The organism is Roseibium sp. SCP15 (assembly GCF_040329435.1).
Classification (GTDB): domain Bacteria; phylum Pseudomonadota; class Alphaproteobacteria; order Rhizobiales; family Stappiaceae; genus Roseibium.
Window position 1 is genome coordinate 231,277 of the sequence record NZ_JBDZYI010000004.1, and the last position, 23,382, is coordinate 254,658.

At 56.4% G+C, this 23,382-nt stretch carries 18 protein-coding genes, 1 tRNA gene and 1 riboswitch; of the genes, 12 read left to right on the forward strand and 7 right to left on the reverse strand.

Annotated features, from left to right (window positions below):
- Positions 1-117: 117 nt before the first annotated feature.
- From glmM to serA, 4 genes are all read left to right on the forward strand, one after another.
- Positions 118-1,461 carry a phosphoglucosamine mutase gene (gene glmM, locus ABLO27_RS20975; protein ID WP_353035419.1) on the forward strand — a complete coding sequence of 448 codons (1,344 nt, stop codon included), beginning with the start codon at positions 118-120 and terminating at the stop codon, positions 1,459-1,461.
- Between the two features lie 211 nt (positions 1,462-1,672).
- Positions 1,673-2,491 carry an outer membrane protein gene (locus tag ABLO27_RS20980; protein WP_353035421.1) on the forward strand — a complete coding sequence of 273 codons (819 nt, stop codon included), beginning with the start codon at positions 1,673-1,675 and terminating at the stop codon, positions 2,489-2,491.
- A 151-nt stretch (positions 2,492-2,642) separates the two neighbouring features.
- On the forward strand, positions 2,643-3,821 hold the full coding sequence (locus tag ABLO27_RS20985) for a phosphoserine transaminase (protein ID WP_353035423.1): 1,179 nt from the start codon (positions 2,643-2,645) through the stop codon (positions 3,819-3,821).
- Positions 3,822-3,897: 76 nt separating this feature from the next.
- On the forward strand, positions 3,898-5,484 hold the full coding sequence (gene serA, locus ABLO27_RS20990; protein ID WP_353035425.1) for a phosphoglycerate dehydrogenase: 1,587 nt from the start codon (positions 3,898-3,900) through the stop codon (positions 5,482-5,484).
- A gap of 48 nt (positions 5,485-5,532) precedes the next feature.
- On the opposite strand, the gene ABLO27_RS20995 is transcribed toward serA, so the two are convergent.
- Positions 5,533-6,429: a DMT family transporter gene (locus tag ABLO27_RS20995; protein ID WP_353035427.1), complete on the reverse strand. Its 897-nt coding sequence runs from the start codon at positions 6,427-6,429 to the stop codon at positions 5,533-5,535.
- Positions 6,430-6,596: 167 nt separating this feature from the next.
- On the opposite strand from ABLO27_RS20995, the gene ABLO27_RS21000 reads away from it, so the two are divergent.
- The 5 genes from ABLO27_RS21000 (at position 6,597) to ABLO27_RS21020 (ending at position 13,419) form a co-directional block, all read left to right on the forward strand.
- Positions 6,597-7,868, forward strand: a complete 1,272-nt coding sequence (locus ABLO27_RS21000; RefSeq protein WP_353035429.1) for an MFS transporter — start codon at positions 6,597-6,599, stop codon at positions 7,866-7,868.
- Positions 7,869-8,067: 199 nt separating this feature from the next.
- Complete coding sequence (locus ABLO27_RS21005) at positions 8,068-9,360, forward strand: adenylosuccinate synthase (protein ID WP_352942031.1); 1,293 nt, start codon at positions 8,068-8,070, stop codon at positions 9,358-9,360.
- Positions 9,361-9,620: 260 nt separating this feature from the next.
- Entirely contained in the window at positions 9,621-11,369 is a 1,749-nt protein-coding gene (locus ABLO27_RS21010; protein ID WP_353035431.1) for a hypothetical protein, read from the forward strand.
- A 76-nt stretch (positions 11,370-11,445) separates the two neighbouring features.
- Positions 11,446-11,552: riboswitch (TPP riboswitch) on the forward strand.
- Positions 11,553-11,699: 147 nt separating this feature from the next.
- A complete protein-coding gene (locus ABLO27_RS21015) occupies positions 11,700-12,455 on the forward strand; it encodes an ABC transporter permease (RefSeq protein WP_353035433.1) in 756 nt (251 codons plus the stop codon).
- Between the two features lie 22 nt (positions 12,456-12,477).
- Positions 12,478-13,419 (forward strand): ABC transporter substrate-binding protein, encoded by a 942-nt coding sequence (locus tag ABLO27_RS21020; protein WP_353035435.1) that lies wholly within the window; start codon positions 12,478-12,480, stop codon positions 13,417-13,419.
- A gap of 31 nt (positions 13,420-13,450) precedes the next feature.
- Here ABLO27_RS21020 and ABLO27_RS21025 read toward each other — a convergent pair whose 3' ends face one another.
- The 3 genes from ABLO27_RS21025 to ABLO27_RS21035 form a co-directional block, all read right to left on the reverse strand.
- Positions 13,451-15,670, reverse strand: coding sequence for a CHASE2 domain-containing protein (locus ABLO27_RS21025; RefSeq protein ID WP_353035437.1), 2,220 nt, complete (start codon positions 15,668-15,670; stop codon positions 13,451-13,453).
- Positions 15,671-15,800: 130 nt separating this feature from the next.
- Complete coding sequence (gene rpoH, locus ABLO27_RS21030; RefSeq protein WP_353035439.1) at positions 15,801-16,688, reverse strand: RNA polymerase sigma factor RpoH; 888 nt, start codon at positions 16,686-16,688, stop codon at positions 15,801-15,803.
- A gap of 177 nt (positions 16,689-16,865) precedes the next feature.
- Positions 16,866-17,891 carry an RluA family pseudouridine synthase gene (locus ABLO27_RS21035; protein WP_353035440.1) on the reverse strand — a complete coding sequence of 342 codons (1,026 nt, stop codon included), beginning with the start codon at positions 17,889-17,891 and terminating at the stop codon, positions 16,866-16,868.
- Here ABLO27_RS21035 and ABLO27_RS21040 point away from each other — a divergent pair.
- From ABLO27_RS21040 to ABLO27_RS21050, 3 genes are all read left to right on the forward strand, one after another.
- A complete protein-coding gene (locus ABLO27_RS21040) occupies positions 17,890-18,246 on the forward strand; it encodes a hypothetical protein (protein WP_353035442.1) in 357 nt (118 codons plus the stop codon). The two genes, ABLO27_RS21035 and ABLO27_RS21040, sit on opposite strands and share 2 nt — an antisense overlap.
- Before the next feature lie 176 nt (positions 18,247-18,422).
- Positions 18,423-18,498: transfer RNA gene (locus ABLO27_RS21045), tRNA-Glu, on the forward strand.
- A gap of 269 nt (positions 18,499-18,767) precedes the next feature.
- On the forward strand, positions 18,768-20,396 hold the full coding sequence (locus ABLO27_RS21050; RefSeq protein ID WP_353035444.1) for a U32 family peptidase C-terminal domain-containing protein: 1,629 nt from the start codon (positions 18,768-18,770) through the stop codon (positions 20,394-20,396).
- A 27-nt stretch (positions 20,397-20,423) separates the two neighbouring features.
- On the opposite strand, the gene ABLO27_RS21055 is transcribed toward ABLO27_RS21050, so the two are convergent.
- From ABLO27_RS21055 to ABLO27_RS21065, 3 genes are all read right to left on the reverse strand, one after another.
- A complete protein-coding gene (locus ABLO27_RS21055) occupies positions 20,424-21,206 on the reverse strand; it encodes a DeoR/GlpR family DNA-binding transcription regulator (protein WP_352942011.1) in 783 nt (260 codons plus the stop codon).
- A gap of 60 nt (positions 21,207-21,266) precedes the next feature.
- Positions 21,267-22,604 (reverse strand): hypothetical protein, encoded by a 1,338-nt coding sequence (locus ABLO27_RS21060; RefSeq protein WP_353035446.1) that lies wholly within the window; start codon positions 22,602-22,604, stop codon positions 21,267-21,269.
- Between the two features lie 140 nt (positions 22,605-22,744).
- Positions 22,745-23,350 carry a DUF1134 domain-containing protein gene (locus ABLO27_RS21065; RefSeq protein WP_353035448.1) on the reverse strand — a complete coding sequence of 202 codons (606 nt, stop codon included), beginning with the start codon at positions 23,348-23,350 and terminating at the stop codon, positions 22,745-22,747.
- Between the last annotated feature and the right edge of the window lie 32 nt (positions 23,351-23,382).

A 23,382-nucleotide genomic window follows, 5' to 3' on the forward strand; every position in this document is an offset into this window, starting at 1 on the left:
ATTTTGAGACCGGCCCGATCGTTAGTGAATAGTAACAATTGATCACATATTTTGAAAATCGACTGGGCCCATTTGCGCTATGAATGCGCAAGACTAGATTCAGACAGGCATCAAGACATGCGTAAGTTTTTCGGGACCGATGGCATTCGCGGTCAGGCAAACACCTATCCCATGACAGCTGAAATGGCTCTGAAAGTCGGGATGGCAGCCGGACTGGCATTCAAGAACGGCGGACACCGTCACCGCGTGGTGATCGGCAAGGACACGCGCCTTTCCGGATATATGATCGAATATGCTCTGGTCGCCGGGTTCACGTCGGTCGGAATGGATGTGTTTCTTCTTGGCCCGATGCCGACACCGTCTGTTGCCATGCTGACGCGGTCCCTGCGCGCCGATCTCGGCGTGATGATCTCCGCATCTCACAATCCTTTTCAGGATAATGGCATCAAGTTTTTTGGTCCCGACGGCTTCAAGCTGAGCGACGATATTGAGCAGACTATCGAGAGCCTGGCTGAAAGCGATCTGACCTCACGCCTGGCCGGTACACGCGATCTCGGACGCGCGAAGCGTATTGATGGTGCTCAGCAACGTTATATCGAATTCGCAAAACGTACTTTGCCACGGCAAATGAGTCTGGAAGGCTTGCGGGTCGTGATCGATTGTGCCAACGGCGCGGCCTACAAAGTGGCTCCTGAAGCGTTGTGGGAACTCGGTGCTGACGTCATTTCGATGGGGGTTACGCCGGACGGTTACAATATTAACAAGGACTGCGGGTCGACTTCTCCCGAAGCGCTTTCACGCAAGGTCCACGAGGTCCGGGCAGATATCGGTATTGCACTCGACGGCGATGCGGATCGTGTGATCATCGTTGATGAGAATGGCACGGTGGTTGACGGCGACCAGCTGATGGCCGTGGTTGCCCAGTCCTGGCAGGCCAGTGATCGCCTGGCAGGTGAGGGGATTGTGGCAACGGTCATGTCGAACCTTGGTCTTGAGCGGTATCTCGACAGTCTTGGTCTGAACCTTGCGCGGACCAAGGTCGGTGACCGCTACGTGGTCGAGCATATGCGGGCCAACGGTTACAATATCGGCGGGGAGCAATCCGGCCATATTGTCCTATCGGATTTCGCCACGACGGGTGATGGTCTAATTGCGGCGCTGCAGGTGCTGGCTTGCGTCAAGGACCAGGACAAACCGGTTTCAGAAGTTTGCCGCCGGTTCGACCCGGTGCCCCAGATCCTGAAGAACGTTCGCTACAGCGGCGGACAGCCGCTCGAACAGGATCTGGTCAAGTCTGCCATTCAGGACGGTGAAGACCGGCTTGGTACATCCGGGCGCCTGGTGATCCGCGCCTCCGGAACAGAGCCTTTGATCCGCGTGATGGCTGAAGGCGATGATGCGGAACTGGTCAAACAGGTTGTCAACGACATTGCGGGTGTTGTGGCGTCCGCAGCCGCCTGAAGAAAACTCCCTGTAATCAGAAGCCGCCTCGCTGAGGCGGCTTTTTTAATACTTCGTAAACACTTTGGCTCGTTAAACCTTCCTTAAGGTAAAAAAACGCGGTTAAAGAATACGGTTAAGTCACCTTTAATGAATTCGCGTCAATATCCTCCCAAGTTTGATGTGTCCGACCATTGGTTGAAGCGGGCGCTCACTGGAAGAGGACGAGGACATGGACAATTTCTTTAAGCGTTTGTCTTTGACCGGCTTTGCTGTTGTGCTTTCCACTGCGGGCTATGCTGCGGATTTGCCGACTCCGGTCATTGAACACATCCCCGAAGTTCCCGCCGTCGGCGGTTGGTACTTGCGCGGTGATATCGGATACAAGATCTACAGCGATCCAACGGGTAGTTTTAATGACCCGGTGATTGGTGACCTGCGTTTCGAACGTGAATCACTTGATGATGCCTGGATGATCGGCGTCGGTGTTGGTTACAAGTTCAACGACTATTTCCGCACAGATGTCACGATTGACTATGAAACAGCTGCACAGGCCAAGGGTTACGCTGTTTGCGGTAGCTGTACCGGTGGATTTTCTACCGAAGCGACCGATATCGATGTCTGGACAGTCATGCTGAACGGTTATGTCGATCTCGGAACCTGGAACAGAATTACGCCTTATGTCGGGGCCGGTATCGGTGCCGCCTATGTGCGGACAAACAACACCTATTCCATCAACCCTGGCGGTACCGGCCGCAAGAATTATGATGGTGAGCATAGCGAATGGAACTTCGCCTGGGCGCTCATGGCGGGTGCATCCTATGCAGTTACCGACAACTGGGCGATTGACGCAGGTTACCGATACAAGGATCTGGGTACTGCCAAAACCGTCCAGCTGTATGACGCCGGAACCGGTCAGACACGTATCGAATGGGATGACCTGACGGCTCACGAATTCCGCCTCGGTGCGCGGTATACCTTCAATACGACACGCGCTCCCGCAGCTCCGGTTTACTACGAACCGCAGGGCCCGATCAGCAGCAACTTCTGATCTGACTATCTTCGTGACAAAGGCCGGTCTTCTGACCGGCCTTTTTCATTTTCTTCTCGATTTGAATTGACCGACGGTAAGGATGGTCTTATCCCAATAGGTGGGCCACCCCTCCCCAACGAGGGGCAACTATCTGTGAGGGTAGACAGATATGACAGTTCTCACCGCCAAGCCGGACGTGCGTCCGGCCAATCCCAATTTCTCGTCCGGACCTTGCTCCAAGCGTCCTGGCTGGTCCCTTGAAGGTCTCGCCGATGCACCGCTCGGGCGGTCTCATCGCGCCAAGCCCGGTAAGGCCAAGCTTGCCGAAGCGATCGACCTGACCCGCAAGGTTCTCCAAGTTCCCGAAGATTACCGGATCGGCATTGTTCCGGCTTCCGACACCGGCGCAGTCGAAATGGCTCTCTGGTCTTTGCTTGGGGCCCGTGGTGTCGACATGCTTGCCTGGGAAAGTTTCGGTGCCGGATGGGTGACCGACGTGGTCAAGCAGCTCAAGCTGGACGGTGCGCGCGTGCTCACAGCGCCCTATGGCGACTTGCCTGATCTTGCGGAAGTCGACTTTTCCAAAGATGTCGTTTTTACTTGGAACGGAACGACGTCCGGCGTACGAGTGCCGAACGCTGAATGGATCCCGGCGGATCGTGAAGGTTTGACGATCTGCGATGCGACGTCCGCTGCCTTTGCGCAAGAGCTCGACTTCAACAAGCTCGATGTCGTGACCTTCTCATGGCAGAAAGTTTTGGGTGGAGAAGCTGCGCACGGCGTCCTGATCCTGAGCCCGAGGGCGGTTGAGCGGCTGGAAAGCTACACGCCGGCCTGGCCACTGCCAAAGATCTTCCGGCTGACCAAGGGTGGCAAGCTGATAGAAGGCATTTTCCGGGGCGAGACCATCAACACGCCTTCCATGCTCTGCGTTGAAGACTATATCGACGCATTGAAATGGGCCGACAGCCTGGGCGGCCTGTCCGGTCTGCGCGGCAGGGCAGATGCCAATCTCAAGGTGCTGGCAGACTGGGTTGAAGCATCCGGTTGGGTGGACTTCCTGGCGGTTGACCCGGCAACCCGCTCAAATACTTCCGTTTGCCTGAAGGTCACCGATCCGGGCATTTCGGCACTGGATGCCGATCAGCAGGCGGCATTCGCCAAGGCTCTGGCTGGTGCGTTGGATGCGGAAGGCGTCGCCTATGACATCGGCGCCTACCGTGATGCGCCATCCGGCCTGCGCATATGGGCCGGTGCCACGGTTGAAGCCAGCGATCTTCAGGCCCTGACGGGCTGGTTGGATTGGGCGTTCAGCACGGAAAAAGCGAAACTGCCTCAGGCTGCCTGAGCAATTTCTTCTTTCATGACGATCTTGCCGGGCGGTGCGCTGCCCGGACCGTTTTGTATTCAAGGAGAAGCTCAAGATGGCTCCCAAGGTATTGATTTCAGACAAATTGTCTCCGGCTGCAGTGCAGATCTTCAAGGATCGCGGCATCGATGTCGATTTCCTGCCGGAAGTCGGCAAGGACAAGCAGAAACTTCTGGAGATCATCGGCCAGTATGACGGACTTGCAATCCGGTCAGCCACCAAGGTCACCGAGAAAATTGTCGCGGCCGCAGACCGCCTGAAGGTGATCGGACGGGCAGGGATCGGCGTCGACAATGTTGACATTCCCAAGGCAACCGCACGGGGCATCATCGTGATGAACACGCCGTTCGGAAATGCCATCACCACCGCTGAACACGCAATTTCCATGATGATGTCCATTGCACGCCAGATCCCGGCGGCGGACGCTTCCACTCAGGCTGGGAAATGGGAAAAGTCTCGCTTCATGGGGCGCGAACTGACCGGCAAGACCCTGGGTCTTGTTGGGTGCGGCAATATCGGTTCCATTGTTGCGGATCGAGCAATCGGCCTCAAAATGAAGGTCATTGCTTATGATCCGTTTCTTACTCCCGAACGGGCAGTTGCGCTTGGCGTGGAAAAGGTGGAGCTCGATAATCTCTTCTGCCGATCCGACTTCATTACCCTTCATACACCGCTGACGGACAAAACCCGCAATATCATCAACGCCGATGCCATCGCGAAAATGCGCAAGGGGGCCTATCTGATCAACTGTGCCCGTGGTGGTCTTGCGGATGAAGCAGCTGTCCGTGCCGCGCTGGATGAAGGAAAGCTCGCAGGGGCTGCCTTTGATGTGTTCGTTGAAGAACCGGCTAAGGAAAACGTGCTCTTCGGAGCGCCAAACTTTGTCTCGACCCCGCATCTGGGGGCTTCAACTTCGGAAGCCCAGGAAAACGTAGCGCTTCAGGTCGCTGAACAGATGTGCGACTACCTTCTCGACGGTGCTGTTCGCAATGCCCTGAACATGCCGTCGATCACGGCCGAAGAAGCGCCGAAACTGGCGCCGTTCGTGCGGCTTGCCGAACAACTCGGGTCATTTGCCGGTCAGTTGACGGAAACGAGCATCGAAGGTGTCCGGCTGGAATATGCCGGCGCAGTTGCCGAGATGAATGTTCAGGCTTTGACAGCGGCGGCACTCACCGGATTGCTGACCCCACTTCTGCAGACGGTCAATATGGTGTCTGCTCCGATCCTTGCTCGCGACAGAGGCATGAAGATCGAGGAAATACGCCGCGAGAAGCAAGGGGCGTATGAAACTTACATCCGCCTGACCGTCATGACCGAACGCCAGGAAAGATCCGTTGCAGGAACTGTGTTCGCGGACGGTAAGCCGCGGATCATTCAGGTGAAGGGCATCAACATGGAGGCCGAGCTCGGGTCCCATATGCTTTACATCACCAATGAAGACAAGCCTGGCTTTATCGGTCATCTGGGCATGGAACTCGGCAATAGCGGCGTCAACATTGCGACCTTCAACCTGGGTCGTATCGCTCCTGGGGACGATGCCATCTGCCTTGTCGAGGTGGATGGTGTGGTGCCAGGGGAAGTCATGGCGCGGCTTGAGGCGGTGTCACACGTCAAACAGGTGAAATCGCTGACCTTTTGAGCGGGATAAGGCGCCCTTCGGGGCGCCTGTCCCATCCGTCATCGCTCATCAGGCCGGCCGGGCGCCCTTGCGTTGCAGGAGGCGTCCGTCGAGAACGACGAGGCCGACCAGCAGAATGGCAAACCCACCAAGCTGCAACGGGCTGAGATTTTCTCCCAGCAAAAGCCAGCCGAAGAAGAGCGCACTCGCGGGAACAATCAGGGTGACCAGCGAGGCATTAGTTGCTCCTGCTTCTCCAAGCAGCTGAAAATAGATGAGATACGCGATCGCGGTCGCAAGAATGCCGAGCGCGAGAACATTCATCCAGGCGGTCAGGCTCGGATCCGCGAGCGACCAGTCACCCATCGACAAAAGCGCAATCGGCAGCATGAGAAGGCTTGAGCCCATGAGTTGGCCAGTGGCGGCCACCTGAGACGGCAAGGACTTGAACCTTCGGGCATACGTCGCCGCGCAGGCATAGGACACTGCCGCTCCGAGGCAGCTGAGCTGAGCCCAGACGGGATCGCTGGCGACACCCGAGAGACTGCTGGACAGCATCACGGTCACCCCGGCGACACCGAGCAGAACGCCGGCGATCCGATTTGCGTGGAGCGCCTCCTGCCGGGTCAGAAGACCGGCCACAATGACGGTGAAGATCGGCGTCGTCGCGTTGAGAATGGAGGCCAGTCCGGCGCCTATTACGGTCTGTCCCAGAAACAGCAGTGAAAACGGCACGGCGTTGTTGAGAAGACCCATAATGAGAAAGGGGCCGGCCAGGCTCAGGGTGAGTTTGCCGAGAAGGCGCTGATGGTGAAGCACCAGAAGGAGAACCGCACAGGCGCTTGAAACGCGCAGGAATACCAGCACAAAGGGAGGAATTTCCGCCACTGCCACCTTGGCGAACAGGAAGGCTCCTCCCCAGATTGCGCCGAGGACAATCAGCATGATCCAGTTTCTCAGCGACATTGATCCAACTCTCATCGTTACGCAGTAAGGGTCGACTAGCACGCCAGAAATGATGGAGACACCCGAAAACCGATCACAGGAGCTGTTTCAGGAAACTGCTGGTTCGAACCGGAAATTAGGAGTAATGGATTTAGAGCCGTGTCCGGCTGTCCGGAAAGAAAGCCCCCATGTCTGAAACTGGTCAATCCGCACAAAGCAGATCCCTGACTGCACGTCTCCTTCCGTTGCTGATCACAGCAGCCTGCCTGCTTGGGGCCAATGGTCTTGCCATGACCATGATCGCAGTTCGGGCCAGAGCGGAAGGATTGCCGGATGCAAGCATCGGTCTGCTTGGCTCTCTCTATTTTGCAGGTCTGATTGCCGGGGTTGTTTTGACGCCTCATCTGATCGCAAGAGCCGGTCATATCCGGGTGTTTGCCGCGCTCGCCTCGATCAGTGCGATTGCCATCATAGCGATTGCCTTCACACCGGCGGGCTGGCCCTGGATGCTGGCAAGATTTGTGAGCGGGGTCGGATCCTGCGGCACGGTGATGGTTCTGGAAAGCTGGCTGAACTCGATTGCGTCAAACACGTCGCGCGGCCGCATTCTGTCCGTGTACCGGATCGTGGATCTGGCAGCCGTCATGGGCGGGCAGTTCATATTGCCGGCATTCGGAGCCTCCGGGTCGGACATCCTCATGGTGCTTGCCGTCCTGTTCTGCTTCGCGGTTGTACCGATTTCCCTGGCCCGCGAGGGCAATCCTTCCATACCCCAGGCGAAGGTCATCAACCCGATGATGCTTTGGCGGGTTTCACCGGTGGCCATGGTCGGTATTTTCACCATCGGGCTTACCAACGGTGCATTCCGTATGGTCGGACCCATCTATGCCGAATCCATCGGGCTGGGTTTGGAAACAGTGGCGGCCTTCATCGCGATCTGGGTGCTTGCAGGTGCGATTTTTCAGTATCCGGCGGGTTGGATTTCCGACAGGCTGGACCGCCGCCTTGTTCTGATCGGCTTTACCGTAGGAGCAGGGTTGGCGTGTCTCTACATTGCCCGGTCGATGACCGAGTCTGAATTGTTTCTCGGTGTCTTCCTGTTTGGTGGTTTTGCCCTGCCGCTTTATTCACTCTCGGCTGCGCATGCCAACGATCATGCCGAACCCGGACAATTCATCGATGTTGCTGCCGGGTTGATGCTGGCATTTGGGAGCGGCGCAATGATCGGCCCGTTCATCGCGTCTTTGCTGATGGGGATTTTCGGACCTGCCGCCTTTTTCGTCTATACCGCAACCCTTCATCTGGCGCTGGTCCTGTTCATCATCGTGCGCATGTCACGCCGTGAGGCCGTTCCGGCCGATCAGCGGCGCCGATTTGTCTGGCTTCTGCGCACGTCGCCGATGATTTATCGGCTGGCGCGTGGTGAAAAGACAGGTGATGACGGACCGTCGCCCAAATAACGCCCAATACAGAAGTATAAAGCTCCTTAAAAAAGTGCGTTAAGGGGGCATTAATTCCCCGCGGAGACTCGCATGCACAGGGAAACCTGTCTATAGTCCGCGCCGTTTGCCCCGGTCTGGTTGCCGGGGCTTGTCGTGTTAGCACTCAGGGCCAGCCCGGAGAGTGCGGGAAAGCTGCTTTCAGGAGAGCAAAGACTAAATGGCGAATGTGGTAGTTGTCGGTTCGCAATGGGGGGACGAGGGCAAAGGCAAGATTGTCGACTGGTTGTCGGAACAAGCCGATGTCATCGTGAGGTTCCAGGGCGGACACAACGCTGGACATACGCTGGTAATTGACGGCATCAGCTATAAGCTTTCTCTCCTGCCGTCAGGCGTTGCGCGTGAGGGCAAGTTGTCTGTTATCGGCAACGGTGTTGTTTTGGACCCGCACGCGCTGGCCGAAGAGGTTGAGCGTCTTGGAAACCAGGGTGTGGTTGTTACGCCTGAAACCCTGCGCGTCGCGGAAAATGCCACACTTATCCTTTCCCTGCACCGCGAGCTGGATGCCCTGCGCGAAAACTCCAATACGGGTACGCGCATCGGAACCACCAAGCGCGGAATCGGCCCTGCTTACGAAGACAAGGTCGGCCGGCGTGCCATCCGTCTGATGGACCTGAAGAACCTGACCACTCTGCCGGCGAAGATCGACCGATTGCTAACGCATCACAACGCGTTGCGCCGTGGTCTGGGGCAGGAAGAGATCTCGGCACAGGCGATCTATGACGAGCTCGCAAGCGTCGCCGACAAAGTTCTGCCGTACATGGACAAGGTCTGGTACCTCCTGGACGACATGCGCCGTCAAGGCAAGCGGATCCTCTTTGAGGGTGCCCAGGGCGCCCTTCTGGACATTGACCATGGTACCTATCCGTTCGTGACGTCTTCCAATACGGTTGCAGGTCAGGCCGCAACGGGCTGTGGTCTTGGCCCGGGTTCCGTCGACTACGTTCTGGGTATCACCAAGGCCTACACCACCCGCGTTGGTGAAGGACCGTTCCCGACCGAGCAGGAAAACGAGGTCGGTGAATTCCTGGGAACGCGCGGTCATGAATTCGGAACCGTGACAGGGCGCCGCCGCCGCTGTGGCTGGTTCGATGCTGTTCTGGTTCGCCAGACAGTCTGCACGTCCGGCATCAATGGCATTGCGCTGACGAAGCTTGACGTTCTGGACGGACTGGACGAAATCAAGATCTGCATCGGTTATGAGCTGGACGGCGAACGGATTGATTACCTGCCGGCATCTCAGGGTGCGCAAGAGCGTGTCGTTCCGATTTATGAGTCGCTGCCGGGCTGGAAGGAATCCACCGAAGGTGCTCGCACCTGGGCGGATCTTCCGGCGCAGGCGATCAAGTATGTGCGGCACGTTGAAGAATTGATCGGTGCACCGGTTGCGTTGTTGTCGACCAGCCCGGAGCGGGACGACACAATTCTTGTGCAGAATCCTTTCCAGGATTGAGATCTGCCGCTTAAAAGGCTCAAATCGTGAAATAGCTGGGCGCATTGCGAATCAAAATGCGTCCGGCATGGATTCGGAATCACACATTTGCGTGTGAATTGAAGAATCCGTGTTAGGAAAACACTACTGTTAGGGTCGGTGTCGGCCAAGCATTTTTGAAGAATTGGCATTGACCTGAAAAAACTTGCTATAAGCTTGAGAACGTTTTGAAATCTTGGGCCAGCAAATGAGATCCTAGCAGTTGGCCGGTAGGCAGGAAGATGGCTGATTACTATTCTATTCTGAAGAAAACGATCGCGTCCTTGCCCGAAAGCAACGGTGCTGCCCGCAGAAGCGTGTACAGCCGGGCACGAAACGCCATTGTTAATCAGCTCAAAGCCTATGAGCCGCCGCTGTCGCCCTCGGAGATCACGGCGGAACAGCTGCGGTTGGAAGAGGCAATCAGAAAAGTCGAGGCAGAGGCAGCGCGGGAAAGCCTTGGCTTAAGTCCTGCTGCGCCAGCCGTGGAAACACCGGCTCCGCATCCTTCTGAGACTGAGGCCACTGAAACCGAGCCAGAGGAACAGCCGGAAGAGCCTCAGGAAGAACCTGTCCAGGCTCAGGAAGCTGCTCCCGCCCAGGAAGAAGTCCCCGCAGAAGAGGAAAGTGTACCTTCACCGCTCAAGGAAACGCTTTCAGAGGCAGAAACCCTTGGAACAGCTGCGAATATGGCTGTTCAGAACGCAAAAGATGCGGTTGAACCGGCGTCCGACAGTGCTCCGGTGGATGATGCGCCGGCGCGGCAGGAGCCCGCCTTCGAGCCGCAGTCCGCCGATGACGATGGGATCTTCGAGCCTGCTCCGGTAACTGATACATCTACCAAGCCCGAAGCTGCTGCTGAATTCGCGACGCCCAAGGCTAGTGAAACGCCGATTGAAAAGCCTGCGCGGTCCAAACGTCAAAGGCCGAGCGCGTCTGATGCGCTGCGGGAAAAATCTTCTTCTAACAAAACGCTGCCGATTGCCATCGCTGCCGTGATTGCGCTTCTGGTTGTTGGTGGTGGGGCCTATTTCTTCTTGTCGTCAGACGATCAACAAGCCGTTGTTCAGCCGCAGACGCAATCGGAACCAGAAGAAACAGCAATAGCCTCGACAACTCCTCCGGCTGCAGATGAAACTCCGGCCGAAACGAGTGAGACGGCTGACGATCCAGCGAAAAACACCGATCGGCTGCTGGATGACGATGATCTGATTGCACCCGATGCACGCACAGTAACGACCACGACAATCAATCCGCAGGCTCAGCAGCCCGAGCCATCTCAGTCCGAGCCAACTCAGCCTTCGATTGTTTCAGGTGCCGACACTGGATCAGACGCCGCAACACCTGACGCAGGAGTTGAAGCGCCGTCGGCTGTGCCTGAAGGAAACCTTGCTGCGATCGCGCCGGAAGAAACGTCGCCAGGCACTCCGGCAGCTGATACCGACAGCAGTGTGCAGCGTTCCATCCTTTATGAGGAAGGTGAAGAAGCCGGGGGGGCTGGTACTGCTGCCCAGGGCGCCGTTGTCTGGAGCATCGAGGAAGAGACCAACCTCGACGGCAAATCGCAGGCCGTCCTGAATGCGTCGATCGAAATTCCTGAAAGAGACGTGAAGGTTGATATCCGTATCAAGCCGAACGACGACACGTCTCTGCCTGCAAGCCATCTTGTCGAAATCAAATACGAGTTTCCAGATAGCTTTGCCGCAGGTGACGTTGTGAATGTCCCCGGCCTTGTCATGAAGCCGACAGAGGAGGCGCGCGGAGACGCCCTGATCGGTGCTTCGGTCAAGGTCTCGCCGGGCTTCTTCTGGATCGCGCTTTCCAGTCTGCCGAACGAACAGGAACGCAATCTTGCGCTGCTGCGTGAGCGTGGCTGGATCGATATTCCTATGCTCTATGAAAACGGCAAGCGCGGAATTCTGACCCTTGAAAAGGGAAGTGCGGGTGCGGCCGCAGTCGAACAGGCGATTTCCGCCTGGCAGGCCGGCTAAGTCCAGATCTTCGCTTGTCGCAGGACAGTCCTGCAAAACTCAACTTGCCTTTTTCGTTCAGGCAAGGCATGTTCCGCCTCGGTCCGAGGGGTGTTCCGGTTTCCGGAGCTGAGATGGCGTTGAGCCGAACCCTTAGAACCTGATCCGGGTCATGCCGGCGAAGGGACGGAATCCTTAGCCAATTCCCGGATCTCCATTGTCATTTTCGGCACGTCCGAAGACGGGAGATCCTATGCTTGTTTGCCTTTTGCGGCAGCAGTTCCTGTATTTGCGGTACCTGTCTGCCCATCTGACTGCTCCCACAGCTCCGATTCAGAACGGAGTGATGTGGTGACGGCATTTCTTTCTATTTTGGGCAAGTTCCTGCTTGGCGCGATCTCGGTGCTCGGTGTCTGGGCACTGTTGGTCGCCGTATTGGAGCCGCCATCCTTCATGCTTCCGAGCCCTATCGTGGTCTTGCAAGCGTTTCCTGAGCATGCCGGGTTTCTCCTGCATCATGCCAGTATCACCGCGCTTGAGACCGTGCTGGGATTCGCTCTTGGTGTTTTGAGCGGCGCATTGCTTGCGATCTCCATCTGGCTGTTTCCTCTTGCGGGGCGCTTGGTGATGCCAACCATCCTTGTCACTCAGGCTCTGCCGGTTTTCGCCATTGCGCCGATTCTGGTGCTGTGGATGGGTTTCGGAATGTCTTCCAAGATCGTCATGGCGATCCTGGTGATCTTCTTCACGGTGACCTCCACCGTCTATGACGGCCTGCGACGCCTTGATACCGGTCTGGCGGACCTTGCCCGCCTTTATCGGGTGCCGCGTTATCGCGAGTTGCTTCTGTTCCGGCTGCCGGCGGCCTTGCCCGCATTTGCTTCCGGCCTCCGCGTCGCCGCTGTTTTCGCGCCCATCGGGGCGGTGGTCGGCGAGTGGGCGGGAGCGAAAGGCGGGCTTGCCTTCATCATGCTTCAAGCCAATGCCCGCGGGAACGCCGACCTGCTTTTTGCAGCGGTCATTCTGCTGGCCCTGATGGTGCTGGCGATGCGTTACGCCGTCGAATACTTCACCCGAATTCTTGTTCCCTGGCAGGTCGAAGACTGACCGCCGAACTCTGGAGGATTGAATGAAAAAGACACTCCTGTCCCTGACTGTTGCCGCAGGCCTGCTGGCCAGTGCACCGGCTCAGGCTGCGGAAAAACTGACGGTTCTGTTGGACTGGTTCACCAACCCTGATCATGCTCCCGTCATCACGGCACAGACCATGGGCTTTTTCGAAGCTGAGGGACTGGAAGTTGAACTGATTGAACCTGCCGATCCTGCAATGCCTCCCAAGCTCGTGGCCGCCGGTCAGGGTGATATCGCGATTTCCTATCAACCGACGCTTCACGCCCATATCGAAGAAGGGCTGCCGGTCACGCGGATCGGTACCCTGGTGGAAACGCCGCTCAATTCGCTCATCGTGTTGAAAGACGGACCGATCAAGGAGTTGAAAGATCTCAAGGGCAAGACGGTCGGATTTTCCGTCTCCGGCTTTGAAGATGCGATGCTTGGACAGATGCTGCGCTCGGTCGGTCTGACCATGGATGATGTGGAACTGATCAACGTCAACTTCGCGCTCTCGCCTTCTCTGATGTCCGGTCAGGTGGATGCGGTGATCGGTGCCTATCGCAACTTCGAACTGACCCAGATCGAAATTGAAGGCAAGGAAGGCAAGGCGTTCTACCCGGAAGAAAACGGCGTGCCGATTTTCGATGAGCTTATTTACGTCGTGAACAAGGACAAGGCCGAAGATCCACGGTTCGTGAAATTCATGGCTGCCATAGAAGCTGCAACCATTTTCCTGACCAATCATCCGGAAGAGGCCTGGAATGCCTTTATCGAAGCCTATCCGAACCTGAATGACGAACTGAACAAACGGGCATGGGCTGACACGCTGCCACGCTTTGCAAAGCGGCCTTCAGCTCTCGACACAGGACGCTATCAGCGTTTTGCGGAGTTTATGGCCGAGGCGGGTTTGATCAGCAAAGTTGTTCCTGTCGACACTTACGCCGTCGAAATTCGCTGATACGTTGATTTGTGGGAGAGAAGCAGCGCCGTCATTGTGCGGCGCTGTTTGCATTTTGAGCGGCTTTCAAATCGAACAGGATATCCTCAAAACGCCCGTAGAAATCCATCAGGGATGGCGCGAGAATCTGTGCGGTTTCAAGCGCTCTTTCGGCGTCCTCAAGGCGATTTTCTTTCATTGCGGCCATCAAACGTTCGTGCGTCGTCGCCAGCTCTTTGAATTCCTTTGAGTTTTTCAGCGCCCTGTCACCCAGAAGCGCGTAGAGCTTTACCGGTTCACTCTTGCCTTTCAGAGGAATTTCTCCGGCTTCCAGAAATGCAAAATCCGGAGCTTCGCTCCGTGTATCTTCCGAGACCAGAAGCTCCGCTCCGATTGCCTTACAGCTGGATTCAATACGCGAAGCGATGTTCACGGCATCGCCTATGACCGAATAATTGAAGCGCCGCGCCGACCCCATGTTGCCGACGCAGACCTCGCCGCTGTTCAAACCAATACCGATCCGCACCGATTGTGTTTTGAGGTTTCTGGCCTTGAAGCCGAAGGCGTCCCTGTCGTTCAGCTTGTCGACCACCTTTAGCATAGTCAGGCCTGCCCGGCAGGCTCTGGCGGCGTGATCAGGAATTGAGAGCGGGGCATTCCAGAATGCCATGATGCTGTCACCGATATACTTGTCGATCGTTCCTCCCTCTACCTGGATCGCGTCGGAAAGCGGCGAGAGCAGGGTGTTCAGGAAACTGACAAGCTCTTCCGGTGTGAGCTGCTCGGAAATCGGAGTGAAACCGCGGATGTCCATGAACAGGATAGTCATCGGGCGAATTTCCCCGCCAAGCGTCAATTGGTCCGGTGACTGTTCCAGCTGTGTAACCAGATCGGGTGACAGATATTGGCCGAACGCCTGCCGGACGAATTTCTTTTCCCGCTCTGTCAGGAAAAAGAGCAGGGAAGAGGAGGCTGCGAAGACGAGAAAGGAGGTGACGGCCGGGTAGACCGGATCGATCAACAGGCCTTCTTCCCAGAAAAGATAAAGAGAACCTCCGACAAGGCCGGATACGATGGCGGTCGCCAGAATTGCAGTGCCAAGACTGCCGATTGCGGGCAATGCAAGGATAACAATGGCACCCACGGCAAAGGTCGCGATAATCTCCAGACCGTTCGCCCAGTCCGGCCGGAACAGGAATTGATCGAACAGGATCTGTTCGAGTGCCTGGGCATGAATGGCGACGCCGGGCACCAGCTCCCCGAGCGATGTGGCACGAATATCCCGCAATCCGGCTGCAGAGGCGCCCACAAGAACAATCTGCCCCTCAACATAAGGCACAAGATCGGCAAGGTTCTCAGCGCTGAGCAGTGTGTTGGCCGGTATGTACCTTTCCGGATGATCTTTGGTGTAATAGAGCCAAAGTTCACCGGATGCGGTGGTCGGAACCGTGTATGCGCCGATTCTGACTGCTGTCACGGCAGAATTTCCCACGCCGGCCTCGCTGCTGGCCCCGGTGGAACGCACAATCAAGCCCTTGGCACCTTGTGCAACCCGCAAGGCTTCTGTCGTCAGGCTGGGAAAGAGCGTATTTCCATCAGAGACCACCAGGGGTGCCCTGCGGACGACACCTTCCTGATCATCCTCTGAAATGGAGATGGACCCGAGACCGCTTGCGCTCTCCTGCAGGATCTCAAGGTTTGCGACCGCTGCAGGAAAGGGTTTCAGAAAGCCAACGGGATTGTCTCCGGCATAGGATATGCCGGCAATCTGGCGGGGTGTGTCTCCGGTAGATGTGGTTGTCACCGCGAAACCAAGAACCACAGGAGCCTGGCTGATGGTGCTTGCGAATTGGGCGTCGTGATCGGGGAGGGATTTCAGGGTTGCAATAAGATCATCAGGGACGTTCTGGCCGAGCGTTTCGTGCAACTGTGCAGGAGATGTCCGGTCGGCTTCGGAAAAAACGACGTCGAATACAATCGCTGCAGCCCCGAGATCAGTCAGCTTTGCCACCATCTCCGCCATTTTGGTTCGGGGCCAGGGCCACTGGCCGATTTCTGCAATGGAGGCTTCATCGATGTCTATGATGCGCACAGGCGCGGGCTCATATTCCCGGGGCTTCATGCGCTGATAGTAGTCAAAGGTCAGTTCGCGCATCGCTTTCAGGAAGCCTGGGTCAGCGGAGCGCAATCCGGTCATGAAGGCCAGAACGATACAGGCAACGGCAGCAACAAGTATGCGTTTGGAAAAGAGCGTTTTGAGAAACAGGCGCATGACTATCGATCTTGTTTAAACAGGATCAGCCTAGATTGCGCTTGAGGGCATCGCAAGGGAACTTGGATCTTGAAAAGAAAAACGCCGGAGTTTGCACTCCGGCGTTTTGTCAAACTTGTTTTGCAGCAGGTCAGGCGACCGGCTGTTGTTCCATCGAGCGCGCGCTGTTGCGAACAGCCTTCTGTACTTTTTCAAAGGCGCGGACTTCGATCTGACGAACGCGCTCACGGCTGACACCGAACTCACCGGACAGGTCTTCCAGCGTCATCGGGTCTTCTGACAGTCGGCGGGCTTCGAAGATACGGCGCTCACGCTCGTTCAGGACGCCCATTGCATCGCTCAAAAGCTTGCGACGCATGTCGAGCTCTTCCTGGTTGGCGAGCATGGTTTCCTGACTGTCGGTTTCATCAACAAGCCAATCCTGCCATTCGCCGGCATCGGCTTCGGCACGTACAGGCGCGTTCAGGCTGGCGTCACCACCGAGGCGACGGTTCATGGACACCACTTCCTCCTCGGACACTCCGAGGCGGGTAGCGATTTCCTTTACCTGATCCGGCTTCAGATCACCTTCATCCAGTGCCTGGATTTTGCCTTTGAGGCGGCGCAGGTTGAAGAACAGGCGCTTCTGGTTGGCAGTGGTCCCCATTTTGACCAGAGACCAGGAGCGCAGGATGTATTCCTGAATGGCTGCCTTGATCCACCACATGGCGTAAGTCGCGAGCCTGAACCCCTTGTCCGGCTCAAAGCGCTTGACCGCCTGCATCAGGCCGACATTGCCTTCAGAAACAACTTCGCCGATCGGAAGACCGTAGCCACGGTATCCCATCGCAATTTTTGCAACGAGGCGAAGGTGAGAATTCACGAGACGTTCTGCCGCTTCGGGGTCTTCATGCTCCTTGTACCGTTTGGCGAGCATGTATTCTTCCTGCGGCTGCAGCATTGGAAATTTACGAATCTCATCCAGGTAGCGGCTCAGACCACCTTCCCCGGCTGTGAGTGTCGGTACGTTTTGGGCCATTGCATGCACCCCCTTTCCAATTATTTGCGACCTTTTCCTTCCGCTGCTCCGAACAATTACGCAAGCAAGTCATGTCAAAGGAAAGACGGACGCAGAATCGTGTCCATTAAGGCACACAAGAGATTTTAATATAGGTTGGAAATTGCCGATTACATGACCAGAATGAAGAATTGCTTCCTAAAATTTTTGTAATGCGGATAAAAGTTTTGCAAAATCAGACGGATATGGGCTTTCAAAGCGCAAGGTTTCACCGCTCGCGGGGTGTTCAAATGCCAACAAACCAGCGTGAAGTGCCTGTCGGTCGAAGCCTTGTACTGCGCTTTTGAGAGGCTCCTCCAGCCGGTTGATCTTGGTCTTGAAACCGGAGCCATAATCGTTGTCGCCAATCAGCGGATGACCGATATGGGCCATGTGGACGCGGATCTGGTGCGTGCGGCCAGTCTCCAGACGGCATTCCATCAACGAAGCCAGGGCCGGTTCGTCGGCTGAACCAAAGCGTTCCTTGATCTGCCAGTGTGTGATGGCATGGCGACCGCTGGTTTTTACAACTGCGATTTTCTGCCGGTTGGCTTGTGAGCGAGCCAGATTGGCATTGATCGTTCCCTTCAGGCTGGAAGGGGCACCCCAAACAAGCGCGGAATAGGCACGCTCCAGCGGTCCGGTCTTGCCATGATCGGCAAACTGGGCGGCCAGGCCCTGATGGGCCTGATCGGTCTTGGCAACGACGAGCAGGCCTGACGTGTCCTTGTCGATCCGATGGACGATGCCCGGACGTTTGACGCCGCCAATTCCCGACAGGCTGTCGCCACAATGATGGATCAAGGCGTTGACCAGCGTTCCGGTCCAGTTTCCAGCTCCCGGATGGACCACAAGTCCTGCGGGTTTGTCGATGACGATCAGATGGTCGTCCTCAAAAACAACCGAAATCGGGATGTCTTCTCCCTGGGGTTCGGGATCCTCCGGTTCGGGTAAAATCAGTGTAAGCGCATCACCTTCATTGACCCGGTATTTCGGCTCCACTATTTTCGCGCCGCCGACGGTGACGTCTCCGGCTTTGATCAGAGACTGGATCCTGTTGCGGCTGAGCGCGTCCATATGGGCGGCCAGGACTGCATCCAGCCGTTTTCCGGCATCGGCTTCGCCAACTGTCAAACTGAAATCCGCGTCCTGTGTGGCCGGGTCTTCATAGGAATTGTCTGTCATGTCACAACCTGATTATCGGGATGAGAGCCAGGAAGAAGCACCGCTCGATCCGGCGGCTCAACGCGTTCAGGCGAAATTGAAACGCCTGCTGCTCGGTTCGTCCCTGATCATGTTTGCCGGGTTTATCGCTGTCTTTGCAGCAATTCTCTACAAGATCAACACTTATGAAGCCGATCCGTCCGAAGCAGAGTTTGCTTCGACCGTGGTTGTGGGGCCGGAAGCCGAAGTCCTGCAGGCAACATTGGCGGATGGAGTATTGCTGGTTCTGGTACGTGAAGGCAGCAAAACAGCGCTTCTGCGGGTCGATCCCAAATCGGGTGCTCAGCTGGGTCGCACGGATTTTGTTGCGAGGTAAGAAAGGTCCGGTTGAACCTTTCGCCGGATTTTCTCGATCTTTTTGACGATTGTCTGTCCGTCCATGCGGTTATGAACAGGCTTCTGTCAAAAAAATGAAGAAAGGGGGTTGCGTCTTCGGCTGAGCAGCCTTATACGCACGGTCCTCGGCTTAAGGCAGATGCCTCGAAGCACCGCGCGCCCATCGTCTAGCGGTCTAGGACGCCGCCCTTTCACGGCGGAAACACGGGTTCGAGTCCCGTTGGGCGTGCCAATTCATCCTCAGGATGATTGACACTGTTTTCCCTGACATTTTGAGCCAATGATCCACCTCCCGGTGGAGCAGATTTGTGTGTTCTCGGCCTTCCATTGCAGTCCCGGCTCAGCGAATGCGTGCATTGAAAATGGCGCTGGCAGCAAGCGTTTCGAGTGCTCTCAAGTAAGGGTTCCTGCTTGTTCACAAGCGGCGAAAATTCCGATAGATCACGGTCTTCTTCAATCCAGGTACATATCCAAGTGACCCAGAGACGTTCAGAACTGTTGATGCCTGCGGGTAATCTGCGAAAGCTCAAGATGGCCATTCTCTACGGAGCCGATGCCGTCTATCTCGGGACGCCGGATATGTCGTTGAGAACCAAGTCAGAGTTCAGTCTGGAAGATGTGATCGAAGGCGTGGAATTTTGCCACGCTCATGGTCGACGTGCCTATCTGACACTGAACCTGTTCTCGCATAACAAGGATATTCCCAAGCTCGACGAATATATCGACACGGTGCGCAAGGTGCGGCCGGACGGGTTGATCATTTCCGATCCGGGTGTCTTTCAGTATGTACGTGACCGTGCACCCGAGTTGCCCCTGCACATTTCCACACAGGCCAATATCTGTTCCTGGCTCTCGGTGAAATTCTGGCAGGACCAGGGTGCGGAACTGGTGGTTCTGGCGCGTGAGGTGTCTTATCCGGAGCTTGTGGAGATCCGCGAGAGATGCCCTGACATCAAGCTCGAAGCCTTTGTGCATGGTGCCATGTGCATGACCTACTCGGGACGATGCCTGCTTTCCAATTTCATGGCTGAGCGAGGCGCAAACCAGGGAAACTGCGCAAACTCCTGTCGCTGGAACTATGGGCTGAAACTGCGGCTCAAGGACGGGACACGCGAAGAAATCCGGATTACGGAAGAAAACGCGGATCTGTTCGAGTTTCTGCTGGAGGAGGGCTGCCGTCCAGGTGAGCTGATGCCGATCGAAGAGGACGATCGCGGCTCCTACATTTTGAACTCACGCGACCTCTGCATCATGCCGAAGCTTGATGAATTCCTGAAAATCGGTGTCGACAGCCTCAAAGTCGAAGGACGAGGCAAGTCCGAGTATTACGCGGCCATCGTTGCCCGGGCCTACCGCATGGCGATTGATGACTATTACGCCGATCCGGAGAACTGGGACCCGAAGCCCTACATGCGAGAGCTGGAGGCGGTTGGCAACCGTGGCTACACGCTTGCCTTCCACGAGGGGCGGCTGACCAATTACGCGCACGATTATGAGCACACTGCTTCACTGGCCCAGTGGGAGTATGCCGGGGTTGTCACCGAGGTTACCGAGGATGCGTTCCTGGTCGAAGTGAAAAACAAGCTTGAAGCCGGTGAAGTGCTGGAGTTTGTGTCTCCGATTGCCCGTGAGACCGTGCTTCTGCGCGTCTATGACTTCGAACGTGCCAAGGATGGCAAGCGGGTTGATGTTGTGCATGGAAGCAACCGGACGGTGATCCGATTGCCCTTTACCCTTTTTGATCATGAAGACCTGGATGACCTGAAAGCGCGTTTCCCGACCTTTACCGTCCTGCGCAAGGAACGGGCGCTGACCGAGGAGCAATGGGCACGCGTGCGTTTCGACAAGCTCACCCAGAGCCTGGAAGTTTCCGGAAAAAACAATCCAACCGCTTATGAACGAAGGCGCGATGCGCTGGTGGAGCAGATCGGCGAGGGGGCGACCGACCGGCGTTTCAAGACCAATCGGGTTGGAACGGAAGGCTGTTGTGGCAAGGGGTGCAACGGCTGTCTGATCTTCTGGCAGGATGATCAGTATGCAAAAGCGCGGGAAGTGCTGCTGAAGCGCAAGCAGGGTGAACAGCTGAGCCGGGCCGAGGCGACCGCGCTCAAGCTGGAGAAGCAGGCATAGCTCATTTCCGGAAAGGTCACGGGTGACCTAGTCCTGCGGACTGTCACCCTGAAATCCCGTTTCGATCAGCTTTACTTCAGCCTCTGCCGCAACGTTGGCGAAGTTCGGATTTGGGCAATGATCCGTGACGAAGGTGCTGACCTGTGACAGATGGCCGACCCGCACGGGTGCCGTGCGTTCGAATTTCGTACTGTCGGCCGCCAGGATCACATGTCGGGCATTGTCCATGATGGTTTTGGTGACCTTCACTTCCCGGTAGTCGTAATCGAGCAGCGAGCCGTCCGGATCTATCGCCGATGCGCCGATGATGGCAAAGTCGACCTTGAACTGACGCATGAAGTCGACGGCCGCTTCACCAACAATCCCTCCGTCCGCATGCCTGAGGACACCACCTGCAATCACCACCTCGATCTGGGAGTAGCCGCGCATCAGGCTGGCAACATTGATGTTGTTGGTGATCACCATCAGACCGCGATGCTGCAGCAATGCCTGAGCAACAGCTTCCGTCGTCGTGCCGATGTTGATGAAAATGGAAGCATTGTCCGGGATGAGAGCGGCAACGCTTTCGCCTATGTCCGCCTTTTCCTTGCTGGAAATGATCCTGCGGGCCTCGTAGCCAACGTTCTCGATGCCGGAGGACAAAAGCGCACCGCCATGGGTCCGTGCCAGCAAGCGGCGCTCGCACAGTTCGTTCAGGTCCTTGCGGATGGTCTGTGGGCTGACTTCGAAACGTCTGGCCAGGTCGTCAACACTGACTCGCCCCATCTGGCGGGCAATTTCCAATATGGCGTTATGGCGTTCGATCAGCATTTATCGTAATTCCGTCAGGCATTTGTCTTTAATCTAAAAGACCGCGCCTGCGGGTCGAGATCAAGCCACATCTTTCTTATTTTGTTTCGAAGGCTTCGTTTTCGGCGCGGTTTCTTCCGGTTGCGGTGCCATCATCTGGTCTTCTCCAACAGTCTTGGCGACGCTGTCGATCTCCGTACCACCCTTTTTCCGGTTGGAAGCGACAACACGGCTGACCAGTGCTTCGGCGGCGGTCGCAATTTCAGAAGGTTTCTTCTGCCCCTTGTCTGCGACAGGTGGCACGCCGTTTGCGGAATTGTCTTTCAGCTCCGGCAACAGGTGGCCGTTGGCTTTGGCGCTCAAACTGTCGGGCGCGCGTTTCTTCTCGTTTTTTTCCGAATGTTTCGGAGAGGCTGGAGCTGCCGAAGTTTCCTTGCCGTTGGCGAACGTGATCGGTTGCTCACCCGAGAGCCTGGCAGCCAGTCCACGAAACTCCTTTCGGAGTTCGGCGAGGGCCGGAGCGTCCTCCAAATCCCTTTGGAGTTTTTGTATTTGGCCTGACAGCCGGTCCAGGGCGCGATCCTTGTTTCTCAACTCTTCCAGGCGTTGATGGTTCTCACTGGTGAGGGACTGCACTTGGGCGCTCAAGTCCTTGTCTTTTTCAGAACTCGCGCCATTGACGGCGTCCAGCATGAGAGTCAGCCGGGTGACCTCGGCCTGGGCGGTAACATATTTGGATTCGGTGTCGACCAGCTGGGCCTCCAGCTTTGCCAGGGTTGTCCTCGCTGTTTCATCCCGAGATGCTTCCACCTCGGACGCCACGGTCGGTTCATATTTGGCGAGCTTGGCTTTCAGTGTCGCAACTTCGGCTTCGAGCCCGGTAATAGTCGCCAATGTCATAGTGTCCGTAGCAGGCAACCAATCGCTGTCATCTTCCTTGTTGGCGACTGATACCGACACGGAAGTTTCTTCGGTCGGCCTGGTCCAGCTTTCCGCCAGCGCCTTTTCGGCGTCGGCGAGCTTTTGTTTCAAGGTTTTCACCTCGTTTGAAAGCAGATCGACAGCGTGCTGATCGCCCACAAGTGACGAGATTTTCGTCTCCATCTCCGAAAGCTGGTTTTGATGTGTCTTCTTCAACTCATCGATCGCGGCCTTCAGCCGGGAGCCTTCCAGCTGGTGGGTGGCAGCCTTTTCCCGTTCCTTGTCGAGTTGACGTTCGACCCGTCTCAGTTCGACGGCATGCCGCGCACGAACCTGGTCTTGCGCAGCCCTGACTTCAGCATAGCTGGAGGGATTGACCGCACGCAGGGCTTCTTCCGTCAGTCGGGACGCGCGACGATAAAATGCAGGCAGGATAGCAAGACCGATGAGGCCGGCCGTGCAAAACCCCAGTGCAATATACATCGCCGCTTCAATCACATCAGGCTCCAGTCACCTTCAAAAGTGCCGATAGCTCCATCATTAGACGACCCAAGGTCAGCCGCCAAGAGCGCTTAATATAGCGTACTACAGCTTGCGGAATTCACCGAACGTTCCGTTGAGAGCCAGTTCTTCTAAAATCAGAACGGGTTCCAGGTCGCGTTTTCCGTAAATTTCAAATAACCCATATTCAAACCGAGGCGCGCACCAACTCCGGCACGGACCGGTACAAGAACAACCTCATTCTTCAATAGAACGGTCATGCCGACACCCCCCACCAGATAGGCCGAACCGTTAACGCCGACAAACCTGTCGTAGACCGAGTTGACCGTGGGAAGGTTGTAAACAAGCATCATGACCCGTGCGCCGTCGGCTCCGAAGTCCCAGCCGACGGACGGCCCTTGCCAGAAAAGCTTATGGTTGCCGGCATTGCGTGTGTAAAGGTGACCCTCGCCGTAGCGGGCTCCTGCAACGAATGCACCGGACCCTTCTTCGCCCAGAATGTATCCGTTCGGCTCGCCGTAGCGCGAGAAGGCGCGTTCGACGACCGATGCCAGCCCTCCGGAGACAGACCCGAAGAACTGGTGACCGGCCTTTACGATCTCATCTTCATTATAGGTGTCGCCGGGCGGTATCGGTTCATTTCCCGATGTTTGCGCCAGTGAGGAATTTGTTGTGGCAATCAAACACAAGCATAGAAACGCAACTGAAAGCAGGGACGCCACTCGCCAGGGATTTTGTGCCATTCAATAATTCTCCTCATCACACGTTTGATGCG

Excerpts from the sequence above, each read along its gene's own strand:
- glmM (WP_353035419.1), top strand. The coding sequence starts at position 118 with ATGCGTAAGTTTTTCGGGACCGATGGCATTCGCGGTCAGGCAAACACC.
- ABLO27_RS21040 (WP_353035442.1), top strand. The coding sequence starts at position 17,890 with ATGTCACAACCTGATTATCGGGATGAGAGCCAGGAAGAAGCACCGCTC.
- ABLO27_RS21000 (WP_353035429.1), top strand. The coding sequence starts at position 6,597 with ATGTCTGAAACTGGTCAATCCGCACAAAGCAGATCCCTGACTGCACGT.
- rpoH (WP_353035439.1), bottom strand. The coding sequence starts at position 16,688 with ATGGCCCAAAACGTACCGACACTCACAGCCGGGGAAGGTGGTCTGAGC.
- ABLO27_RS20980 (WP_353035421.1), top strand. The coding sequence starts at position 1,673 with ATGGACAATTTCTTTAAGCGTTTGTCTTTGACCGGCTTTGCTGTTGTG.
- ABLO27_RS21025 (WP_353035437.1), bottom strand. The coding sequence starts at position 15,670 with ATGCGCCTGTTTCTCAAAACGCTCTTTTCCAAACGCATACTTGTTGCT.
- ABLO27_RS21055 (WP_352942011.1), bottom strand. The coding sequence starts at position 21,206 with ATGCTGATCGAACGCCATAACGCCATATTGGAAATTGCCCGCCAGATG.
- ABLO27_RS20985 (WP_353035423.1), top strand. The coding sequence starts at position 2,643 with ATGACAGTTCTCACCGCCAAGCCGGACGTGCGTCCGGCCAATCCCAAT.
- serA (WP_353035425.1), top strand. The coding sequence starts at position 3,898 with ATGGCTCCCAAGGTATTGATTTCAGACAAATTGTCTCCGGCTGCAGTG.
- ABLO27_RS21050 (WP_353035444.1), top strand. The coding sequence starts at position 18,768 with ATGCCTGCGGGTAATCTGCGAAAGCTCAAGATGGCCATTCTCTACGGA.
- ABLO27_RS20995 (WP_353035427.1), bottom strand. The coding sequence starts at position 6,429 with ATGTCGCTGAGAAACTGGATCATGCTGATTGTCCTCGGCGCAATCTGG.
- ABLO27_RS21005 (WP_352942031.1), top strand. The coding sequence starts at position 8,068 with ATGGCGAATGTGGTAGTTGTCGGTTCGCAATGGGGGGACGAGGGCAAA.
- ABLO27_RS21065 (WP_353035448.1), bottom strand. The coding sequence starts at position 23,350 with ATGGCACAAAATCCCTGGCGAGTGGCGTCCCTGCTTTCAGTTGCGTTT.
- ABLO27_RS21020 (WP_353035435.1), top strand. The coding sequence starts at position 12,478 with ATGAAAAAGACACTCCTGTCCCTGACTGTTGCCGCAGGCCTGCTGGCC.
- ABLO27_RS21010 (WP_353035431.1), top strand. The coding sequence starts at position 9,621 with ATGGCTGATTACTATTCTATTCTGAAGAAAACGATCGCGTCCTTGCCC.
- ABLO27_RS21035 (WP_353035440.1), bottom strand. The coding sequence starts at position 17,891 with ATGACAGACAATTCCTATGAAGACCCGGCCACACAGGACGCGGATTTC.